The organism is Paenibacillus phytorum (genome assembly GCF_013141715.1).
Taxonomy (GTDB): Bacteria; Bacillota; Bacilli; order Paenibacillales; family NBRC-103111; genus Paenibacillus_E; species Paenibacillus_E phytorum.
In genome coordinates this window covers 167,443-185,618 of sequence record NZ_WHOA01000089.1, presented here as the reverse complement: position 1 = coordinate 185,618, position 18,176 = coordinate 167,443, and the positions used below count along the sequence as shown (strand labels likewise).

Sequence of the window (18,176 nt, the reverse complement as noted above, 5' to 3'; positions counted from 1 at the left end):
GTATAGTAATAAATTAAGATGGCTTATCCAAACCATGGATCAAGCAAGGGAAAGCATGTGAAACAAGCTTGTTTCACAAACACAGTTATGCTTACGACGCCAGTTTTGCTGGCGCAAAACTCAAGAAAATGCTTACGAAGAAAGTTTGTTTCACAAACTCTAGGGAGGTGCCACAATGAGCACAATCGCTCCGGATTACGTCAAAACAGACATGGGCAGCATCCAAATTGCCCCCGAGGTTATCGAAATCATTGCCGGTTTGGCAACGGTGGAAGTGCAAGGAGTAGCGGGGATGAGTGGCGGATTAGCTGGCGGCATTGCTGAATTGCTTGGACGTAAGAATTTGTCCAAAGGCGTAAAGGTAGAAGTCGGACAACGTGAAGCAGCCATTGACGTCTCCATCATTATTGAATATGGCAATCGAATTCCTGAGGTTGCAAGCGACATTCAACAAAATGTGAAGCAGGCAATTGAATCGATGACAGGCTTAAACGTTGTTGAAGTCAACGTTCATATTCATGATGTTCATTTTAAACTGGCAGATAAACCGGTTGAAGAAGAAACAGCAGCTGCCCATCGGGTGAAATAGGCGGAACTGCTGAATCCATATGGATCAATTGAAACCCCCTACAGGTTGCAGGGGGTTTCCTCTAACTATAGGAAGGGGACAAGCTTACGTGGGTAAAATTGTGGACAGGCTCTTGCTACTTCTCTATAGCCTAATTATTCTAATTGCTTCTATCGTTGTTTTGTTCACAGCTTCGAGCTGGATCCCGTTAGAACAAGCAGGTCAAGTGTTAAGTAATTTTTATTTCGAAAAAAGCTTTGCGTACCCAGCGATTATCATCAGCTTAATCATGCTGTTGATCTCAGTTCGTTTCCTCATTTTAACGCTGCGTCGCGGTCGTTCTCAAGCACCATCCATCGACCAACGAACGGATTTCGGAGATATTCGCATCTCGATTGAAACGGTTGAGAATTTATCTTTGAAAGCCGCTGGTCGTACCAAAGGTGCCAAAGATTTACGTGCCCGTGTAAGGGTGAATCAATCAGGTCTAGAAATTACGATCAGAACCATTGTGGATGGGGAAAGTTCGATTCCTGAACTTACTGAAGAGATGCAAAGTACTGTGAAAAGTTACATCGAAGATATTACTGGCATTCCTGTAGCTTCCGTAACCGTATTCGTAGCGAACATCGTGCAATCAGCCCCAACTTTTAAAAGCCGAGTCGAATAGAGGTGAACCCACTCATGTGGAATGAGCTGTGGGAGTCCCATAGGGGCAAAGTGATCGGAGTGGCAGCAGGCGTTTTCTTCGGCTTCATTTATTTATTTTTTGGTTTTTGGGATATGTTGATCTTTGGATTCATTGTTCTGCTCGGCTTTTATGTAGGGAACAAACTGGATCGGAAAGAAAGTTTCGTCATTCTTGAAGACATTTGGCGCTATCTCACGCAAAAATGGAGAATGTTTCGCTAAAATCCCTGGTTCTACCATGGATTTTTTTGTTTGGATTCATTCCAATATGACGTATACTAGTAAAAAGAGTTTTTTAGTTGATAAGAAAGTATAAATTTTATACTGTAGCTTCGCATCAACCTTGACAAACGCGCTCGTCCCTGAAGGACGACGGAGTCGTTTATCCTTGGAACGAATTACATCCATGAATGCTTAAGAAGTCAGTTTTCTGGCGAAAACTTTTAGGAGGACCACAATGAAACGCAGAGTTGCACGAGAAATTGCCGTACAAAGCCTTTACCAAATCCAGATGAATGAGGCTACACCTCAGGAAGCTGTCCAAATTGCGATTCATGAAGCAGAGCATGATAATGAAACAGAGTTGAATTTTTCCGGAGATAAAATTGACCCTCTATACATTATTGAACTCGTTGAGGGTACATACAGTAACAAAGTTAGAATTGATGAACTGCTTGAAGAGTACTTAAAGGGATGGGCGATGGACAGGCTCTCACGGATTGATCGTGAAGTGTTGCGTTTGGCTGTTTATGAAATGCTGTACAGAGATGATGTTCCACCTAAAGTTGTCGTCAATGAGGCGATTGATTTGGCCAAGCATTATGGCACGGAGGAGTCAGGCAAGTTCGTTAATGGTGTACTTGGTAAAATGATTAAAGAAGTTGAAGATTTAAAGGGCAAAGTAACACCGTCCTAATTAACATCGATAATTCAACCATTTATATATAGCCATAGCAAACACGAAGCTAATGCTTACGAATCAAGTTTTCTAAGAAAACTCTAAGCTGCTGCTTACGAAGAACGTTTTTCACAAAACTCTTAGGGGGAAATAACATGTCTGCACAAGTTATTAATGGGAAAGAACTCGTGAGTTCCATCCGTGAGGAGATCAGGTCGGATGCGGCCGCGCTTACTGCGCAAGGCAACCAGCCTGGTCTTGTCGTTGTTATTGTGGGAGAAGATGCGGCTTCACAGGTATATGTAAGAAACAAAGCGAAAGCTTGCGATGATGTAGGGATTTATTCCGAAGTACATCGTTTGCCGGAAAATACAACGCAACAAGAGTTAATTGCACTTATTCATAAATTTAATAGCGATAGCCGAATTAACGGCATTCTAGTTCAATCACCACTGCCTAAGCATATCAATGAAGAGGCAGTTGTTGATGAAATTGATCCGCTTAAGGACGTAGATTGTTTCCACCCCGTTAATGTCGGTAACTTGATGATTGGCAAAGATGGTATGAAGCCATGTACACCGCATGGTGTTATCGAAATTTTAAAACGCACAGGAGTCGAAATAGCTGGTAAGCACGCTGTTGTTGTAGGAAGAAGCAACATCGTAGGCAAACCAATGGCTATGCTGCTTCTGCGCGAGCATGCGACGGTATCTGTTGTTCACTCTCGTACTCCGAATATGGAGGAAATCACGAAACAAGCGGATATTCTCGTTGTTGCTGTTGGTAAAGCGCATTTGATTAAAGCTCATCACGTGAAGCCAGGTGCTGTCGTTATCGATGTTGGGATGAATCGCCCTGCTGACGGTAAACTGACAGGGGATGTTGATTTCGAAGCGGTTAAAGAGATTGCGAGTGCAATCACACCCGTACCAGGTTGCGTAGGTCCAATGACCATTACCATGCTTCTTCGCAACACGGTTGATGCAGCGGGCCTTGCAGCTAAAGCGAATGTGAGCGTTTAATAAGGAGTATGGCGAAAAACGAGACAAAGATCTTATCTGTCAAGGATTTGAACCGGTATATTAAACTCATGCTAGAGGGCGATTCCCGTCTGCAGGATGTTTGGGTTCGTGGGGAAATCTCTAATTTCACTCACCATTCCAGCGGTCATATGTATTTTACGATGAAAGATGCAGATGGCAGGCTAAAAAGCATCATGTTTGCTTCTCATAACCAGAAGCTCGGTTTTATACCGAAAGAGGGAACGAAAGTGATCGCTCGCGGTAATATTTCCGTATATGAAAGAGACGGAGCGTATCAGTTCTATGTGACGGCGATGCAGCCAGATGGCATCGGCAGTTTGTATATGGCCTTCGAGCAGCTCAAGAAGAAGCTCGAAGGGGAAGGACTGTTCGCGGCGGAGCGCAAGAAACCGATTCCTCGGTTTCCACGCGCGATCGGCGTGATTACGTCTCCGACAGGAGCCGCTGTGCGTGATGTCATCATCACGCTGCAGCGCCGCTACCCGTCGGTCCAGATTCTTCTGTACCCGGTACTGGTACAGGGAGCGCAAGCAGGCCCTTCGATCGTCAAGGCGATCGAAGTAATGAACCGGCTCGGAGAAGCCGACGTGCTCATCGTGGGCCGCGGCGGCGGCTCCCTCGAGGAGCTCTGGGCATTTAACGAGGAAGCCGTTGCGCGGGCTATCGCAGCCTCCGCGATTCCCGTCATCTCGGCCGTCGGCCACGAGACGGACTTCACGATCGCGGACTTCGTCGCCGATCTAAGAGCGCCGACGCCTACGGCGGCAGCTGAGCTCGCGGTGCCGAACCACCTCGAGCTGAAGCAGCAGCTGTCGCAGCAAGCGCAGCGGCTGCACTATGGGCTGCTCCAGCAGCTGCGCCGCAAGCAGGAACGGCTGGAGCGCGCGAAGCGCTCCCCGTTCCTGACGAACCCCCGCAGGCAGCTGCTGATGCAGCCTGCAGAGCGACTAGACCGGCTTGCGGAGCAGCTCGGTTACCGCATGCGCCAGTGTCTAACGCTGCTGGCGGAACGGCGATTGAAGCTGGAGCGCCGCTTATCCAGCTTCAATCCCAAAGAGCAGGCCGTGTCCGCAAGGCGGCGCTTGGATACTTCCAAGCGACAGATGCTCACGGCCATGCAGACCCTCCTGCGTACGAAGAAGCAGGAGTGGCAATCTGGCGTCCGTCATTTGGACGCCCTCAGCCCGCTGAAGGTCATGCAGCGGGGCTACAGCTTGGCGTACGACGAACAAGAGCAGGAGCTCATTCGTTCAGTCTCCCAAGTAAAGGTTGGAGATTTCGTTAAGATTCGTCTCAAGGACGGAAGGTTGAATTGTCAGGTATCGGGGATGGAGGAGAACAAAGATGTCAACGAGTGAAACTGAAGTTAGCTTTGAACTGGCCATTGAACAGTTGGAGCGCATAGTTGCCCAATTGGAAAGCGGCGATGTGCCTTTGGAGAAAGCCATTGAGCTGTATCAGGAAGGCGTTCGGCTCTCCCATCTGTGCGGTGTGAAGCTTGAACAAGTGGAGAAGAAAATTGAGATGCTGGTTGAAGGTGAATCGGGCACTGTGAGCAGGAAGCCTTTCCAACCTGTCTTAGAAGATAAGGGGAATTAGGTTGAATAAGACGTCTACCATTCATGAATATATAGCTTCCCATGCAGACATGGTTGAAGCGGCTTTAATCCAAGCGCTGCCTGCAGCCTGGGATGTTCCTGGATCTCTGCGTGAGTCCATGAACTACTCCCTAATGGCTGGAGGCAAGCGCTTGCGCCCCATTCTGGTGCTAGCAGCAGCTGAAGTACTAGGGGGTTCCCTAGAAGCAGCGATGCCTGTTGCTTTAGCCATTGAGATGGTTCATACATACTCTCTGGTTCATGACGATTTGCCAGCTATGGATAATGATGATTATCGCCGAGGCAAGCTGACGAATCATAAGGTATACGGTGAGGCCATGGCCATTCTAGCTGGCGATGCATTGCTGACTCAAGCATTCTTCAGCATTACGCAGGCTCATAAAGGCCACGGCATTCCAGCAGAACGTGTGCTCTCCATCACAGAAGAACTTGCCATTTATGCAGGCGCGAGAGGGATGGTTGGCGGTCAAGCTGCTGATATGCTCGGGGAGCAAGGCATTACCAAGCTTGAAGAATTAGCTTTCATACATACGCATAAGACGAGTGATCTCATTGTTTTCTCGTTACGTGCTGGCGGTCATATTGCGGGCGCAACGAGTGCGCAACTTCGTGCACTTAGCGAATTCGGGAATGCGATTGGTCTTGCTTTTCAAATTCAGGATGATATTTTGGATATTATCGGTGATGAGAAGAAGTTAGGTAAACCTGTGAAGAGCGATGAGAAACAGCAGAAGGTAACTTATCCCTTTTTTATTGGGATCGAAGCTTCGGAGCAGAAGGTCAAGGATTTAACGATTCAAGCCAAAGAAGCACTGCTTCGTGCACAGATTGCGCACCCTGAGAGGCTTCTCCAACTGGCGGATTACTTAATGCAGAGGGATCATTAATCCTTTATTGCGTGAATTATTCTCCTTACGTTTTTGTCGTTTTACACGAAATACCCAATTTATGATATAATGGTGAAATCGATCTCAGTATTTTCACATTGAAAGTGAGGAAACAAGCGTGCTGCTCGAACAAATCAATCGGCCTGAGGACTTAAAGCGTTTATCCTTGACGGAGCTTGAGACATTGGCTGGTGAAATCCGTCAATTTCTGATTGAGAAGCTGTCTGTTACAGGTGGACACTTGTCCTCCAATTTAGGTGTGGTTGAGCTCACCATTGCTTTACATACCTTGTTCCACAGCCCGTATGATAAATTTATTTTTGATGTGGGTCATCAAGCTTACGTACACAAAATTTTAACCGGTCGCAAAGATAAATTCGATACCCTACGCAAGTACAAGGGACTTTGTGGATTCGTGAAACGTTCTGAAAGTGAACATGACGTCTGGGAAGCCGGGCATAGCAGTACTTCGCTGTCAGCCGCAATGGGAATGGCGATGGCTCGTGATCTAAAAGGTGAACATAATAAAGTTGTTGCCGTTATTGGTGATGGGGCGATTACCGGTGGTATGGCGTTAGAAGCAATGAACCACATTGGTCATGAGAAGAAAAATATTATGGTCATTCTGAATGACAATGAAATGTCGATTGCGCCCAATGTCGGGGCTATTCATAATTATTTGAGCAAAATTCGTTCGGATCGTCATTATTTGAAGGCCAAAGAAGAAGTTGAACATTTACTTAAGAAAATTCCTGCCATCGGCGGCACCTTGGCCAAAACCGCGGAAAAGCTGAAGGACAGTCTGAAATATTTTGTGTTAAATGGCGTTTGGTTTGAGGAATTAGGGTTCACGTACATTGGGCCTGTAGACGGACATAATTTACCGGTATTGCTCGATACGCTTAAACAGGCCGAGAAAGTCAACGGTCCTGTGCTTGTTCATGTCGTAACGACCAAAGGTAAAGGGTATACGCCAGCCGAACAGGACTCGCACAGTTGGCATGGTCCAGGACCTTACAAGATCGAATCAGGTCAGGTGCTTAAGTCTGTAGGTCCTCCCATGTATACAGAAATTTTTGGGAATACGTTAATTGAGCTTGCTGAGAAGGATTCCAGAATTGTTGCTGTTACACCAGCTATGCCTGGAGGCTCTGGGTTACTGAAGTTCGCGAAGCAGTTCCCCAATCGGATGATTGACGTCGGGATTGCGGAGCAGCATGCGGCAACACTATGTGCAGGTCTTGCGAGTGAAGGCCTGAAACCCGTATTTGCTGTATATTCCACTTTTCTTCAGAGAGCTTACGACCAAGTTGTCCACGACATTTGCCGTCCGAAGCTGAATGTTACATTTGCAATTGACCGTGCTGGGTTTGTAGGTCCAGATGGCGAGACGCATCATGGTGCATACGACATTTCATTTCTACGGGCGCTGCCGAACATGGTGCTTATGATGCCGAAGGACGAACGCGAGTTAAGAGATATGATGCAAACTGCTCTTGAGTACAATGATGGACCTATCGCATACCGTTATCCAAGAAACAGCGGAACAGGATCGAGTATCGTTGAAGCGCCAAAAGCGATTCCAATCGGTACATGGGAGACATTGCGTGACGGGGATTATGCTGCGGTACTTGCTGTTGGACCGATGGTGCAGATTGCGGAAGAGGCAGCCGAACAATTGGCAAAGGAAGGCATCAATCTTCGCGTTGTCAATGCACGATTCATTAAGCCGCTTGATGAAGCTTACTTACTTCAGTTAGCGAGCGATTCTATTCCAATTATCACGATGGAAGAAGGTTCAATCCAAGGCGGACTTGGCAGCAGCGTAATTGAATTCTATGCAGCCAAAGGGGTCGTTGGATTAAACGTTCAAATAATGGGTATCCCGGATTACTTTGTAGAGCATGGAAGCGTGAAAGAACAACGTGAAGAAGTTGGACTTACCACACAAAACTTAATTGCTGAAGTGAAGAAGCTAGTGCCACGTAAACGACAACGAGCTTAGGCTATGGATGATAAGAATAGGAGTAACACAAACACAATGTCATCGGATAAAGAACGATTAGATCTATTGCTTCTTGAGCAAGGATATTTCGAAAGCAGAGAAAAGGCAAAGGCCGCCATTATGGCAGGCCTTGTTTTTGCTGACGAAGAACCTGTAGATAAAGCAGGGATGAAGATCAGCCGGAAGGCTGTATTGAAAGTGAAAGGTGCACTTCACCCTTATGTAAGTAGAGGCGGTCTTAAGCTAGAGAAGGCATTGAAACAATTTGATATCGATTTAAATGGCGCAGTTATGCTTGATATCGGAGCCTCGACAGGCGGATTTACAGACTGTGCTCTGCAAAATGGTGCTTCCTCTGTGTACGCCGTCGATGTTGGCTATAATCAATTGGACTGGTCGCTTCGTAATGATGAACGTGTTCATGTTATGGAGAGAACGAATTTTCGCTATACGAAAATGGAGGATTTGAACGGACCACGACCTACATTTGCAAGCATTGATGTTTCTTTCATTTCGCTGCGTATTATTTTACCGCCACTGAAAGAGATCTTGTTAGATCAGGGGCGAGTGGTTGCCCTCATTAAACCTCAGTTCGAGGCAGGTAGAGAGAAAGTTGGCAAATCCGGTGTTGTTCGCGACCCTGATGTACATGTGGATGTGCTGACCACTGTGTTAACTTTTGCAGAAGAGTTAGGCTTTCGCTTGAAAGGACTGACATACTCACCAATCACAGGAGGGGAAGGGAATATTGAATTCCTTGCCTATTGGTCAAGTGATACAGCTGAGGATACCTCTCTTGCTGACACTTCTTCTCTGAAAGATTTGATTGCAGGGACGGTCAAAGAAGCACAGAAATTGCATGGCAAATAAACTCATCTTTGAGAACGCCTTTTTGCGGCCCAGAGATGGGTTTTTTCAGTAGCTAGGAAGTATCAGTTTTATAATGCTTTTGCTTTGTATATACCTTGACAAACGCACTCGTCCCTAAAGGACGATGGAGTCGTTTAACCTTGCTTCATAAAAAAGGATTTTACGGGTAAATCCGCGAATACTATGGCGAGGTGAAGGACATGGAACAAGGCGATGTTAAAGTCATTTTGTTAATCCTGATCATAGTTGTAGGCATTATCTTTTGGCGATTCCAAAGGTGGCTAGACGGCCCGAATAAGAAGCGAAGAAGGATTCCTAGACACTCAGAAATACCACAGGATGAAGTCGTGGAGCTGCTTGAAGGAGCTGGCTTCGATGTGCTTGCCGGTAAAACCAAAATTCCCATCACCATGATGATCAATGAAAGAGAACAGCTGGAAAGCCGGTTATTCATCGACTTTTTTGCCCAGAAAGATGAACGAATTTACCTCGTGAAAGTAGCGAAGGAACGTAAACCGCTAGAAATGACAGGAAGCGCAGTTCGCGATATGCTGCTACCCTATAGTCTGATATATCCAGAAGCTGATGGCGTGCTTTATGTGGATATGGCTCTAAACAAAATAAAAAAAATCACATTTCATATAGAGGTGTAACGATGAAAGGTCAAAGGCATGTAAAAATCAGAGAGATTATTACGAACCACGAGATTGAGACGCAGGATGAATTGGTGGAGACTCTTCGGGCTGCTGGCTTTCATGTCACACAGGCGACAGTCTCACGCGATATCAAAGAGCTTCATCTGATTAAGGTTCCCTTAGATGATGGCAGATATAAGTATTCCATGCCAGCCGATCAGCGATTTAATCCGATGCAAAGACTGCGTAGAGCTTTGAGTGATCATTTTGTTAGCATTGACCATACCGACAATCTTGTCGTGATGAAATGTTTGCCAGGTACAGCCAACACGATTTGCGCACTTATTGATAATCTAGAGTGGAACGATGTTATGGGGACGATTTGCGGAGATGATACCATTCTTGTGATTTGCCGCGGCAAAGAGAACAGCCTTACTTTTGTGAATGATGTCATGTCATTACTATCTTAATTTCAGGAGGAGCACATGCTTACAGAACTTTCGATTCGGAATTTGGCTGTTATTGAACATGTACATATTCGTTTCAAAGCTGGTTTTCATGTCCTAACAGGAGAAACAGGTGCAGGCAAATCGATCATTATCGATGCTTTAACACTCATTGTTGGCGGTAGAGGATCTTCGGAGTTGGTACGTTATGGTGCTGACAAAGCAGAGATAGAAGCTATGTTTGAATTGCCATCCACGCATCCGGTTTGGCATACGCTTACAGAACTCGGTATAAGTGCAGATGCCAGTGAGCATTTGCTTATTCGTAGAGAAATCACCGCAACGGGTAAAAGCTCCAGCCGAATTAATGGTCAACTTGTCAACTTGACAATGCTTCGCAAAACGGGAGAGTGGCTGGTTAATATTCATGGTCAGCATGAACATCAATCCCTGCTGAATGTAGATGAACATATTCATTCTCTTGATTTATTCGGTGATTCTGAAGTTGAGGCTGCGAAAAAAAACTATCAAGCTAGCTATGATCAATATATGAAGCTGCAAAAAGAGCTGCGAGAACTTCAAGAAACAAGTAAACAGGCGCTTCAAATGCTAGATTTATATCGTTTTCAAATCGATGAAATTTCGGCTGCAAAGCTTAAAATGGGGGAAGATGAGACCTTAATCGAAGAGAAGCGAAAACTGGCTAACGCGGAAAAATTATTTCAAAGCTCTTCCGAGGCTTATGATTTCCTCTATGCGACGAACCGTGGCTTAGATGCAGCCGGAAAGGCAGTTTCCAGACTGCAGGATATCGTTCAACTTGATCCAACGAAGCTAAGTCCTCTTCTCGAGCAGGCGCAATCCGCTTATTATCAGATGGAAGATGCTGCTTATCAGCTGCGTGATTATCGAGATGGTATCGAGTTTAATCCTTCGCGTTTAGATTTTATTGAACAAAGATTAGATATGATCACGTCTCTTCGACGAAAATATGGAGAGAATATTAAAGAAATACTCGGTTATTTGGATAAAATTAAAAGTGAAGTTGATACCATTGAAAATAAAGATGAGCATATTCGCAAATTAGAGGACAAGCTTGCGGCTGAAGAAAAGCAATTGGGCGTGGCGGCTTTGGATCTTTCCAATTTGCGCAAAGGAATTGCTGAACAGCTTGCGGGTCAAATTGAACATGAACTTCGTGATCTGCAGATGGAACGCACGCAGTTCCGTGTACAAGTGGAACAAACACTTGACGAACGAGGTATTCTTGTTGAAGCAAACAAAGTACGGTACTCACGGCAAGGAATCGATCAAATTGAGTTTCTCATGGCACCCAATCCTGGAGAGCCTTTACGCGGCCTTAGTAGAATTGCTTCTGGCGGGGAGCTCTCACGTATTATGCTCGCGATGAAAACCATATTTGCACGTATTGATCAAATTCCTGTACTTGTTTTCGACGAAGTAGATACAGGTGTAAGTGGCCGCGCGGCGCAAGCTATTGCAGAAAAAATGTCCGCTTTGTCGACAAACTGCCAAGTTTTCTCGATTACACATTTACCTCAAGTGGCTAGTTTCGCTGATGTTCATTTCTATATTCGGAAAGAAGTGGATCAAGAACGAACGTTTACACGTGTTCAAGATATGCCTGATTCTGGACGAATTGAGGAATTAGCGAGAATGCTTGGCGGTGTAGAAGTGACGGAAACCACCCTGCATCATGCAGGGGAAATGCTTGCCATGGCAAGAAATAAGAAAGCAAGGGTATGAAAGTATAGATAGTCAGCATTTTCAGTTATAAAACGGGGAGAGTGGGGTTAACTTAAAGGTACGCATTTGACGACGACAATCGTCAGGGCTCAAGGAAGTGTGAAGGAGCGTGAAGATATTGCAATCCAGCAAAAGAAAAAGATTGTTCGGACTCCTGCTCGTCTTCTTCGTTTGTATGGTAAGTTTGTCTCCGCCTTTTCAAAGCTTTGCCTCCTTCCCTCAGGAACTTCGCTTATTCAGCGGTCAGGGGAAGCAGCTCCAATTAACAATGCCGGTCAACGCCCAAGTCACGGTAAAAGATACGGATATTGTAAAGGTAAACGGCAATGCCAAGCACTCATTTCAAGTTAATTTGAAAGAACCCATCTCTTTGCAATCCGATCACTCTGGGCAAACAGAAATGAAGCTCAAGCTGTTCGGTGCAATCCCCATCAAGACCGTTAAGGTCAATGTAGTGCCGGATTTGAAAGTCATCCCAGGTGGTCAAACGATCGGTGTGAAAATTAAGTCTGCCGGTATTTTGGTCGTAGGTCATCATTTAGTAACTGTTGCCCAAGACCAAAAAGTTTCACCTGGTGAAGAAGCGAAAATTCAAGTAGGTGATTTAATTACTAAGATCAATGGCAAAGATTCCAAGGATGTTAGTAAGGTTGCTGATCTTGTAGCCAAATCCGGTGAAAGCAAAACACCGCTGGAGCTCAAAATCCTTCGTAACAATGAAGAGATTGTTGTGAAGCTGCAGCCAGTCTATGACGTTGTAGATAAGTCCTACCGCTTAGGGCTGTACATTCGTGATTCAGCTGCGGGTGTGGGTACTCTAACCTTCTACGCACCAGATCAAGGCGTGTACGGGGCACTTGGACATGTTATCACGGATATGGATACCCAAACGCCAATCATCGTTGGTGACGGCGATATTGTGTACTCGAATGTAACCTCTATTTCTAAGAGCCACAATGGAGATCCCGGTGAGAAACATGCTACCTTGTACAAAGATAGTAAAGTCATTGGTAATATCGAAAGAAACACGGCATTCGGTATTTTTGGGAAAATGTATGCTGCTCCTGACCACAGTTTGGATAAAGAAGCTATACCTGTTGCTTTCGCTGAAGAAGTGAAAGAAGGACCTGCTCAAATTTATACGGTCGTGGAAGGACAGAAGGTCGAGAAATTTGACATTCAAGTTGTCCACGTGTCCAAACAAGACATTCCAGGAACAAAAGGTATGGTGATTAAAATCACTGATCCGCGGTTGTTAGATAAAACAGGCGGTATTGTTCAAGGAATGAGCGGCAGCCCTATTATCCAGAATGGCAAGTTAATCGGAGCCGTTACACACGTATTTGTGAATGATCCTACAAGTGGTTACGGTTGTTTCATAGAATGGATGCTTCAGGACTCAGGTATTATCCTTAGACCTTCTTCAGGAGCCTCTTACAAAGAATCAAAGGCGAGCTAGAAGCCTTTGATTCTTTATTTTATTTTAACCTCATTCTACAAGGGGAAACACGGCTTTATGTGAATTTGTCGAAAAATGTTGGAAACAGAAGATAAATATATTATTATATAAGAAAGTGAAATAAAAGAAAAGAAAAATAATATTCGACAGAAGGAATTTAAGTTGAGGTGTCGAATACCTTTACTTAAGAGAGAAACACCAACTTGTATGAGTAGCTAAAGGAGGATTTTAAGTTGCAAAAAATTCAAGTGTTACTAGCAGATGACAATCGTGAGTTTACCCATTTATTATCAGAGTTCATTGGTGAGCAAGAGGATATGGAAATTGTAGGAGTGGCGTACAACGGTAACGAAGTTCTTCGTTTTCTTGAACAACAACGTGATTTGCCGGATGTACTCATTTTAGATATTATTATGCCTCACTTGGATGGTCTGGGTGTACTCGAGAAAATGCGTGAGATGAATCTTCCCACACAACCGAAAATCATCATGCTAACCGCTTTTGGGCAAGAAAATATCACTCAAAAAGCTGTGCAACTTGGAGCCTCTTACTACATTCTCAAGCCTTTTGACATGGATACGCTAACAAACCGTATTCGCCAGCTTGTTGGTAACAATCAAGCATCCGCAACGACTTCAACATCACGTGCAAATATTGTGCATATGCCTAAAGGTAAAAACTTAGATGCTAATATCACCAGCATCATACATGAAATCGGCGTTCCTGCACATATTAAAGGATATCAATATCTTCGCGAAGCGATTACGATGGTTTACAACAATATCGAAATCCTTGGTGCGATCACCAAAACTTTGTACCCAGCTATTGCTGAGAAGTACAAGACTACACCTAGTCGCGTTGAGCACGCCATCCGTCATGCGATTGAAGTCGCTTGGACGCGCGGCAACATTGATTCCATTTCGTTTATCTTCGGATACACGATTAACATCTCGAAGTCCAAGCCGACAAATTCGGAGTTCATCGCGATGGTTGCTGATAAGCTTCGCATCGAGCATAAGGTTTCTTGAGAGGGTTAGAATCTTTGTAGTGTCTCGGAGGTCATCAGAATGAAATATGAGCTCGGTCGCTGCCTACTTAGTGAGCGATTACTTGAATCCAACATGACTGCCTCTGAACTCGCTCGAACTTTGCTTTACAAGCCAGAGCGAATTACCGACTTTGTTGAAAACAAAAGAATCATGCCGCTTAAGTCTGCTATATCTATCGCTGACACCTTGGGGTGTGATGTGAATGATTTGTATGAATTGGTCACGATCGAGTCCAACGTTTTGAATTGATGGCTGCAATACTATATATTAAAAGAGGGCGCTCTTATCCAGAGCGTTCTTTTTTATGTTTATTAAAAACTTAAAATGAACAATTCTTTGATATAATTGACCACAAAAAGACTACCTATGCTGATAGGTAGCCCTTCTATATTTGTTTTCTAAATTACCAAACAAAAGCGCTAGTGATGATAACCAGTAAAATGAACAGTACCAAGATTGCTGTTGAAGAAGTGTAACCTACGCCAGTTCCACAACTCATCCGAATCAACCTCCAACTGAAAGTGGTTTGTGTTTCGAGATAGCTTATGACTATTTTGGAGGAATGTTTGGGCGAATCGACTGATTGTGCTATTGTCCCTATTCTTGAAAAAAATCCAGACTTTCTAGACGATTAAGGAGCATTGCCCATGAGGGTTAATCAAATCTTGGAACCATACGATGCGGTTTTACGTTAATACATCTAGTCGTAAAAGACTATCCCATTAAGTTTAAACATGGAGGCAGAGAAGTTGTTACTTATATTGACGAGTATAGTAGTTGGAATTGTGTGCGTTATTGTTCTTTTTATGAATGTTTATCCTGTTTTTGGACGGAGACCATCGAAGGAGAAGACTCTGGCATTCTCTCGATCCTCTCAGTATTTGAATGGGAAGTTCGAAAACCCTGTTCCTACCATGATGAATATGGGCTTCATGAATACCGTGGGGATCTTGCTTGATTTTGCGAAAAGCAGTCCTAATCGACGTCCAAAGAAACAATTTGCGATGGGAAGCCCCAATTTGATCAAGGATCTGGAAACGAAAGTGACTTGGTTTGGTCATTCGGCTTCCTTACTTACGATCGATGGAAAAGCCCTATTATTAGATCCCATGCTCGGCAAAGCTCCTTCGCCATTTCCATGGTTCGGGAAGGGAAGATATAGCGGGGGCTTGCCTTTTGAAATTACGCAGCTGCCAGTGATTGATGCCGTTATTCTGTCACACGACCATTATGATCATTTGGATTATGGAACAATCATGAAAATAAAACATAAAGTGAACAAGTTTTTTGTCCCGCTTGGGGTTAGCGGTCATCTGATCAGATGGGGTGTGCAGCCTGAGAAGATCGAAGAGTATGACTGGTGGGATGAGTTTACGTTTGAAGGTTTAACGTTGGCCTGTACGCCAGCTACACACTTTTCGGGGAGAAGCATGACGGATCGCGGCGCAACCTTATGGTGCTCGTGGGTGATCAAAGGAAAGCAGTCCAGCATCTTCTTCAGTGGTGATAGTGGGTATTCCTCTCATTTCAAAGAAATTGGGCTTAAATATGGTCCGTTCGATCTTACTCTGATGGAGTGCGGTCAATACGATGATCGCTGGTCTGATATTCATATGATGCCGGAAGAAACGGTTCAAGCCCATATGGATGTGAATGGGAAGCTGATGATACCGATACATTGGGGAGCATTCACGCTAGCCTTACATGACTGGACAGATCCTGTAGAGCGTGCTACAAGGGCAGCTCATGCTAACAAAGTGTCAATTGTCACACCGAAAATAGGGCAAACTGTTATTGTGAATGCTGCGGATCACCCAATAGAAACTTGGTGGAAGTAGAGGGATCCATGCCAACGATACGACAGGAGTTACTTATTCATGCACCTATCGAGGTTTGTTTTGATTTGGCAAGGAGTATAGATATCCATGCGGAATCAACCTCCCAAACGAAGGAAAGAGCGATAGCAGGCAGGACACAAGGTTTGATTGAGCGTGGAGAAAGAGTGACTTGGGAAGCTTACCATTTTGGTATTAAGCAGCAATTGACTGCCCAGATTACGGAGATGGATAAGCCGCATTACTTTGTAGATGAAATGGTAAGAGGGGCGTTCAAGCGATTTCATCATACACATGAATTTGTAACTGTAGAACAAGGCACCTTGATGGTGGATACGTTTGATTACACCTCACCTTTAGGAGGATTGGGGAAGCTTGTCGATCACTTGTTTTTAGCCAAATATATGACTCGATTTCTTGAAAAGCGCAATGACTACTTGAAGAAGATTGCTGAAGAGACAGCGAACTCTGTAAGGTCTGCAAGGTAAGAACTGGATACTAAGGCGGCCACATGGTATTATGGATAAGGCTGGTAGATCGAAGCGATCAGGAGAGAAGAAGAATCTATGGTTGAACAAAAAAGTGAACGGAAATTTCATTTTCTGGGTGTACTGCTCGGTGTAGCGGTTGATAACTTGGGGACTTTGATATCGACTGCTTTAATTGGTGGTATATATTTTGCTAATCGCCCGGTGGATGAGCAGGATGTAAGTGTTATATATACAAATGTAGGCCTATTACTTTTGCTTTTGGTAGTTGGTTTGTTCTGGTCGTTTCTTGGCGGATACATCGCCGCTAAGGTTGCGAAGCGTGCCGAATATTTCAATGCGGCCATTATTGGTGTCATCGGCGCTGCAATCGGATTTGATTCCATGTTAACCAATCATAGTATTCCGTTATGGTATGAGTTGATTGGCTTTGTCGTCATCGTACCGGTATCACTATTAGGCGGATTCGTGGCCTTGAAGAGGAAAAAAGCCCCATTAAAATGAATGTTGGATCGTAAAAAAGAGACTCGGTGATGTCGATCACCGGGTCTCTTGGCGTTATTAGCTTATTTAACTAGTTGTAGTAAGCATGTGGGCGAGCATGGTTGCCTTCACTTTGTCGATCGTTTCTTGTAAATTCATATTCTCAAAAACATGCTCACAATCCTTCCGGTAGGAGACTTCCTCTATGTAGTGATTCATGTAGTGGTCAATGACGTCAGTAGGTGTATTTCGAGCAAGCATGCGTTCCATGATCGTTTGTTTGTTGACATAGATGAACAAGCGGATGGCTCTTTCTCCAAATGTATACTTGAAACGATTAGCTGCATAACGATTCACAATGACATAGATAAGTCCGTCTTTGCGAAGCGCTTCATCGATGTCCGCTTTCTTAATCCCATAGAAATTCCCGTCAATTTCAACAGTTTGAAAAAATTCACCTGCAATGTCACTATCGATGAATACTTTGCGTGAGATGAAATTATAATCCTTCCCGTTGATTTCTTTGGGTCTAGGTATTCGAGTTGTGTAGGAGACGACAGATGAGAAACCAAGCTCTTTGGCAATGTGATGGGCAATTGTTTTACGACCAGAACCGCTAGTGCCAGTAAAGACAAACACCAATCCATTCGTTTCATGACTGCTCATATCAATTCCTCCTTCATATAATGAAAGCGATATCTTGATAGATTCATTATAGTACGAAAATTCTGAAAATTAAAGAAATACTTTCTCGTTTTGATAGGAATCAAAGAGTTGAAATACGCTATAATAGATAGCATCACTTCGTTTAAATGGAAAGGAAACTAACTATGCCTAAATATGCGAATTTGAGTGCGGAAGCAACGGAATTTTTACGTCAAAAAACGGGAAGCAGTCACTTAGAGTGCTACACTTATATTGACCCGGAGCGTGGGGAGGATAGTTTTTTTATCGTTAAAACGATCAACAAGGTCATTCAAGTTTCATTTGCCGAAGTGACCTATAATCCAAGCAGTTACCAGAGTTTGATGGAAGGACTCTACCAGGCCATCTATGAATAAATACGTGACAACCCTATCGATAGATGGTAGGATGATCGTAATTGCATATCATAGGAATTAGGTGCCATAGATCCATTCGGGTGTATGGTTAAAAGGGAAGACCGGTGAAATACCGGCACGGACCCGCCACTGTAAAAATCGCCGTTTATTACGGTAACTCCATGCAACATACCACTGGGTAACAACCTGGGAAGGTGCAAGGGGATGATTAAGTCAGGAGACCTGCCTAATTCAACAACACAATAACCCTACGAGGAATTAGGGAGTGTTAGAGAGCGGTTACTTCTGGTTTTATTAACTGTAGTAATTTACCAAGCATTTCTAACATGACTTATGTTAGGGATGCTTTTTTTGTTTGTGTAATTATGGGGAA

At 44.2% G+C, this 18,176-nt stretch carries 22 protein-coding genes and 1 riboswitch; of the genes, 20 read left to right on the top strand and 2 right to left on the bottom strand.

Annotated features, from left to right (window positions below):
* The first annotated feature begins 175 nt into the window (after positions 1–175).
* From GC098_RS12605 to GC098_RS12530, 16 genes are all read left to right on the top strand, one after another.
* On the top strand, positions 176–589 hold the full coding sequence (locus GC098_RS12605) for an Asp23/Gls24 family envelope stress response protein (RefSeq protein ID WP_171643488.1): 414 nt from the start codon (positions 176–178) through the stop codon (positions 587–589).
* Positions 590–677: 88 nt separating this feature from the next.
* Positions 678–1,238 (top strand): alkaline shock response membrane anchor protein AmaP, encoded by a 561-nt coding sequence (amaP, locus tag GC098_RS12600; RefSeq protein WP_171643487.1) that lies wholly within the window; start codon positions 678–680, stop codon positions 1,236–1,238.
* A gap of 14 nt (positions 1,239–1,252) precedes the next feature.
* Positions 1,253–1,480, top strand: a complete 228-nt coding sequence (locus tag GC098_RS12595) for a DUF2273 domain-containing protein (RefSeq protein ID WP_171643485.1) — start codon at positions 1,253–1,255, stop codon at positions 1,478–1,480.
* A 235-nt stretch (positions 1,481–1,715) separates the two neighbouring features.
* Complete coding sequence (nusB, locus tag GC098_RS12590; protein ID WP_047673943.1) at positions 1,716–2,174, top strand: transcription antitermination factor NusB; 459 nt, start codon at positions 1,716–1,718, stop codon at positions 2,172–2,174.
* Between the two features lie 137 nt (positions 2,175–2,311).
* Complete coding sequence (gene folD / locus GC098_RS12585) at positions 2,312–3,178, top strand: bifunctional methylenetetrahydrofolate dehydrogenase/methenyltetrahydrofolate cyclohydrolase FolD (protein WP_171643484.1); 867 nt, start codon at positions 2,312–2,314, stop codon at positions 3,176–3,178.
* Positions 3,179–3,186: 8 nt separating this feature from the next.
* Entirely contained in the window at positions 3,187–4,557 is a 1,371-nt protein-coding gene (gene xseA, locus GC098_RS12580; RefSeq protein ID WP_171643483.1) for an exodeoxyribonuclease VII large subunit, read from the top strand.
* Positions 4,544–4,798 (top strand): exodeoxyribonuclease VII small subunit, encoded by a 255-nt coding sequence (xseB, locus tag GC098_RS12575; protein ID WP_057306412.1) that lies wholly within the window; start codon positions 4,544–4,546, stop codon positions 4,796–4,798. Before xseA ends, xseB begins: the two co-directional genes overlap by 14 nt.
* 49 nt (positions 4,799–4,847) lie before the next feature.
* The gene (locus GC098_RS12570) at positions 4,848–5,705 is read left to right on the top strand and encodes a polyprenyl synthetase family protein (protein WP_171643561.1); all 858 of its coding nucleotides are present in this window, start codon (positions 4,848–4,850) and stop codon (positions 5,703–5,705) included.
* Between the two features lie 118 nt (positions 5,706–5,823).
* The gene (gene dxs, locus GC098_RS12565) at positions 5,824–7,710 is read left to right on the top strand and encodes a 1-deoxy-D-xylulose-5-phosphate synthase (protein WP_171643482.1); all 1,887 of its coding nucleotides are present in this window, start codon (positions 5,824–5,826) and stop codon (positions 7,708–7,710) included.
* A gap of 36 nt (positions 7,711–7,746) precedes the next feature.
* Positions 7,747–8,580, top strand: coding sequence for a TlyA family RNA methyltransferase (locus tag GC098_RS12560; protein WP_171643481.1), 834 nt, complete (start codon positions 7,747–7,749; stop codon positions 8,578–8,580).
* 200 nt (positions 8,581–8,780) lie between these two features.
* The gene (locus tag GC098_RS12555; protein ID WP_171643480.1) at positions 8,781–9,233 is read left to right on the top strand and encodes a hypothetical protein; all 453 of its coding nucleotides are present in this window, start codon (positions 8,781–8,783) and stop codon (positions 9,231–9,233) included.
* A 2-nt stretch (positions 9,234–9,235) separates the two neighbouring features.
* A complete protein-coding gene (ahrC, locus tag GC098_RS12550) occupies positions 9,236–9,685 on the top strand; it encodes a transcriptional regulator AhrC/ArgR (protein WP_171643479.1) in 450 nt (149 codons plus the stop codon).
* Positions 9,686–9,700: 15 nt separating this feature from the next.
* Positions 9,701–11,428 carry a DNA repair protein RecN gene (gene recN, locus GC098_RS12545; RefSeq protein ID WP_171643478.1) on the top strand — a complete coding sequence of 576 codons (1,728 nt, stop codon included), beginning with the start codon at positions 9,701–9,703 and terminating at the stop codon, positions 11,426–11,428.
* A gap of 118 nt (positions 11,429–11,546) precedes the next feature.
* Entirely contained in the window at positions 11,547–12,887 is a 1,341-nt protein-coding gene (gene spoIVB / locus GC098_RS12540; protein WP_171643477.1) for a SpoIVB peptidase, read from the top strand.
* 233 nt (positions 12,888–13,120) lie between these two features.
* Positions 13,121–13,915, top strand: a complete 795-nt coding sequence (spo0A, locus tag GC098_RS12535) for a sporulation transcription factor Spo0A (RefSeq protein WP_171643475.1) — start codon at positions 13,121–13,123, stop codon at positions 13,913–13,915.
* A 39-nt stretch (positions 13,916–13,954) separates the two neighbouring features.
* On the top strand, positions 13,955–14,185 hold the full coding sequence (locus GC098_RS12530; protein WP_171643474.1) for a helix-turn-helix domain-containing protein: 231 nt from the start codon (positions 13,955–13,957) through the stop codon (positions 14,183–14,185).
* A gap of 154 nt (positions 14,186–14,339) precedes the next feature.
* Here the strand turns inward: GC098_RS12530 and GC098_RS12525 are convergent, their stop codons facing one another.
* Entirely contained in the window at positions 14,340–14,435 is a 96-nt protein-coding gene (locus GC098_RS12525; RefSeq protein WP_171643473.1) for a YjcZ family sporulation protein, read from the bottom strand.
* A gap of 382 nt (positions 14,436–14,817) precedes the next feature.
* Between GC098_RS12525 and GC098_RS12520 the strand changes: the two genes are divergently transcribed.
* The 3 genes from GC098_RS12520 (at position 14,818) to GC098_RS12510 (ending at position 16,763) form a co-directional block, all read left to right on the top strand.
* On the top strand, positions 14,818–15,774 hold the full coding sequence (locus tag GC098_RS12520; protein WP_246358569.1) for an MBL fold metallo-hydrolase: 957 nt from the start codon (positions 14,818–14,820) through the stop codon (positions 15,772–15,774).
* Positions 15,775–15,782: 8 nt separating this feature from the next.
* Positions 15,783–16,259 carry an SRPBCC family protein gene (locus GC098_RS12515; protein WP_171643471.1) on the top strand — a complete coding sequence of 159 codons (477 nt, stop codon included), beginning with the start codon at positions 15,783–15,785 and terminating at the stop codon, positions 16,257–16,259.
* A 78-nt stretch (positions 16,260–16,337) separates the two neighbouring features.
* Positions 16,338–16,763 carry a hypothetical protein gene (locus GC098_RS12510; RefSeq protein ID WP_171643470.1) on the top strand — a complete coding sequence of 142 codons (426 nt, stop codon included), beginning with the start codon at positions 16,338–16,340 and terminating at the stop codon, positions 16,761–16,763.
* Positions 16,764–16,829: 66 nt separating this feature from the next.
* Here the strand turns inward: GC098_RS12510 and GC098_RS12505 are convergent, their stop codons facing one another.
* On the bottom strand, positions 16,830–17,408 hold the full coding sequence (locus tag GC098_RS12505; RefSeq protein ID WP_171643469.1) for a guanylate kinase: 579 nt from the start codon (positions 17,406–17,408) through the stop codon (positions 16,830–16,832).
* A gap of 146 nt (positions 17,409–17,554) precedes the next feature.
* On the opposite strand from GC098_RS12505, the gene GC098_RS12500 reads away from it, so the two are divergent.
* Positions 17,555–17,803, top strand: a complete 249-nt coding sequence (locus GC098_RS12500) for a hypothetical protein (protein ID WP_171643468.1) — start codon at positions 17,555–17,557, stop codon at positions 17,801–17,803.
* 42 nt (positions 17,804–17,845) lie between these two features.
* A riboswitch (cobalamin riboswitch) is annotated at positions 17,846–18,047 on the top strand.
* Positions 18,048–18,176 lie beyond the last annotated feature (129 nt).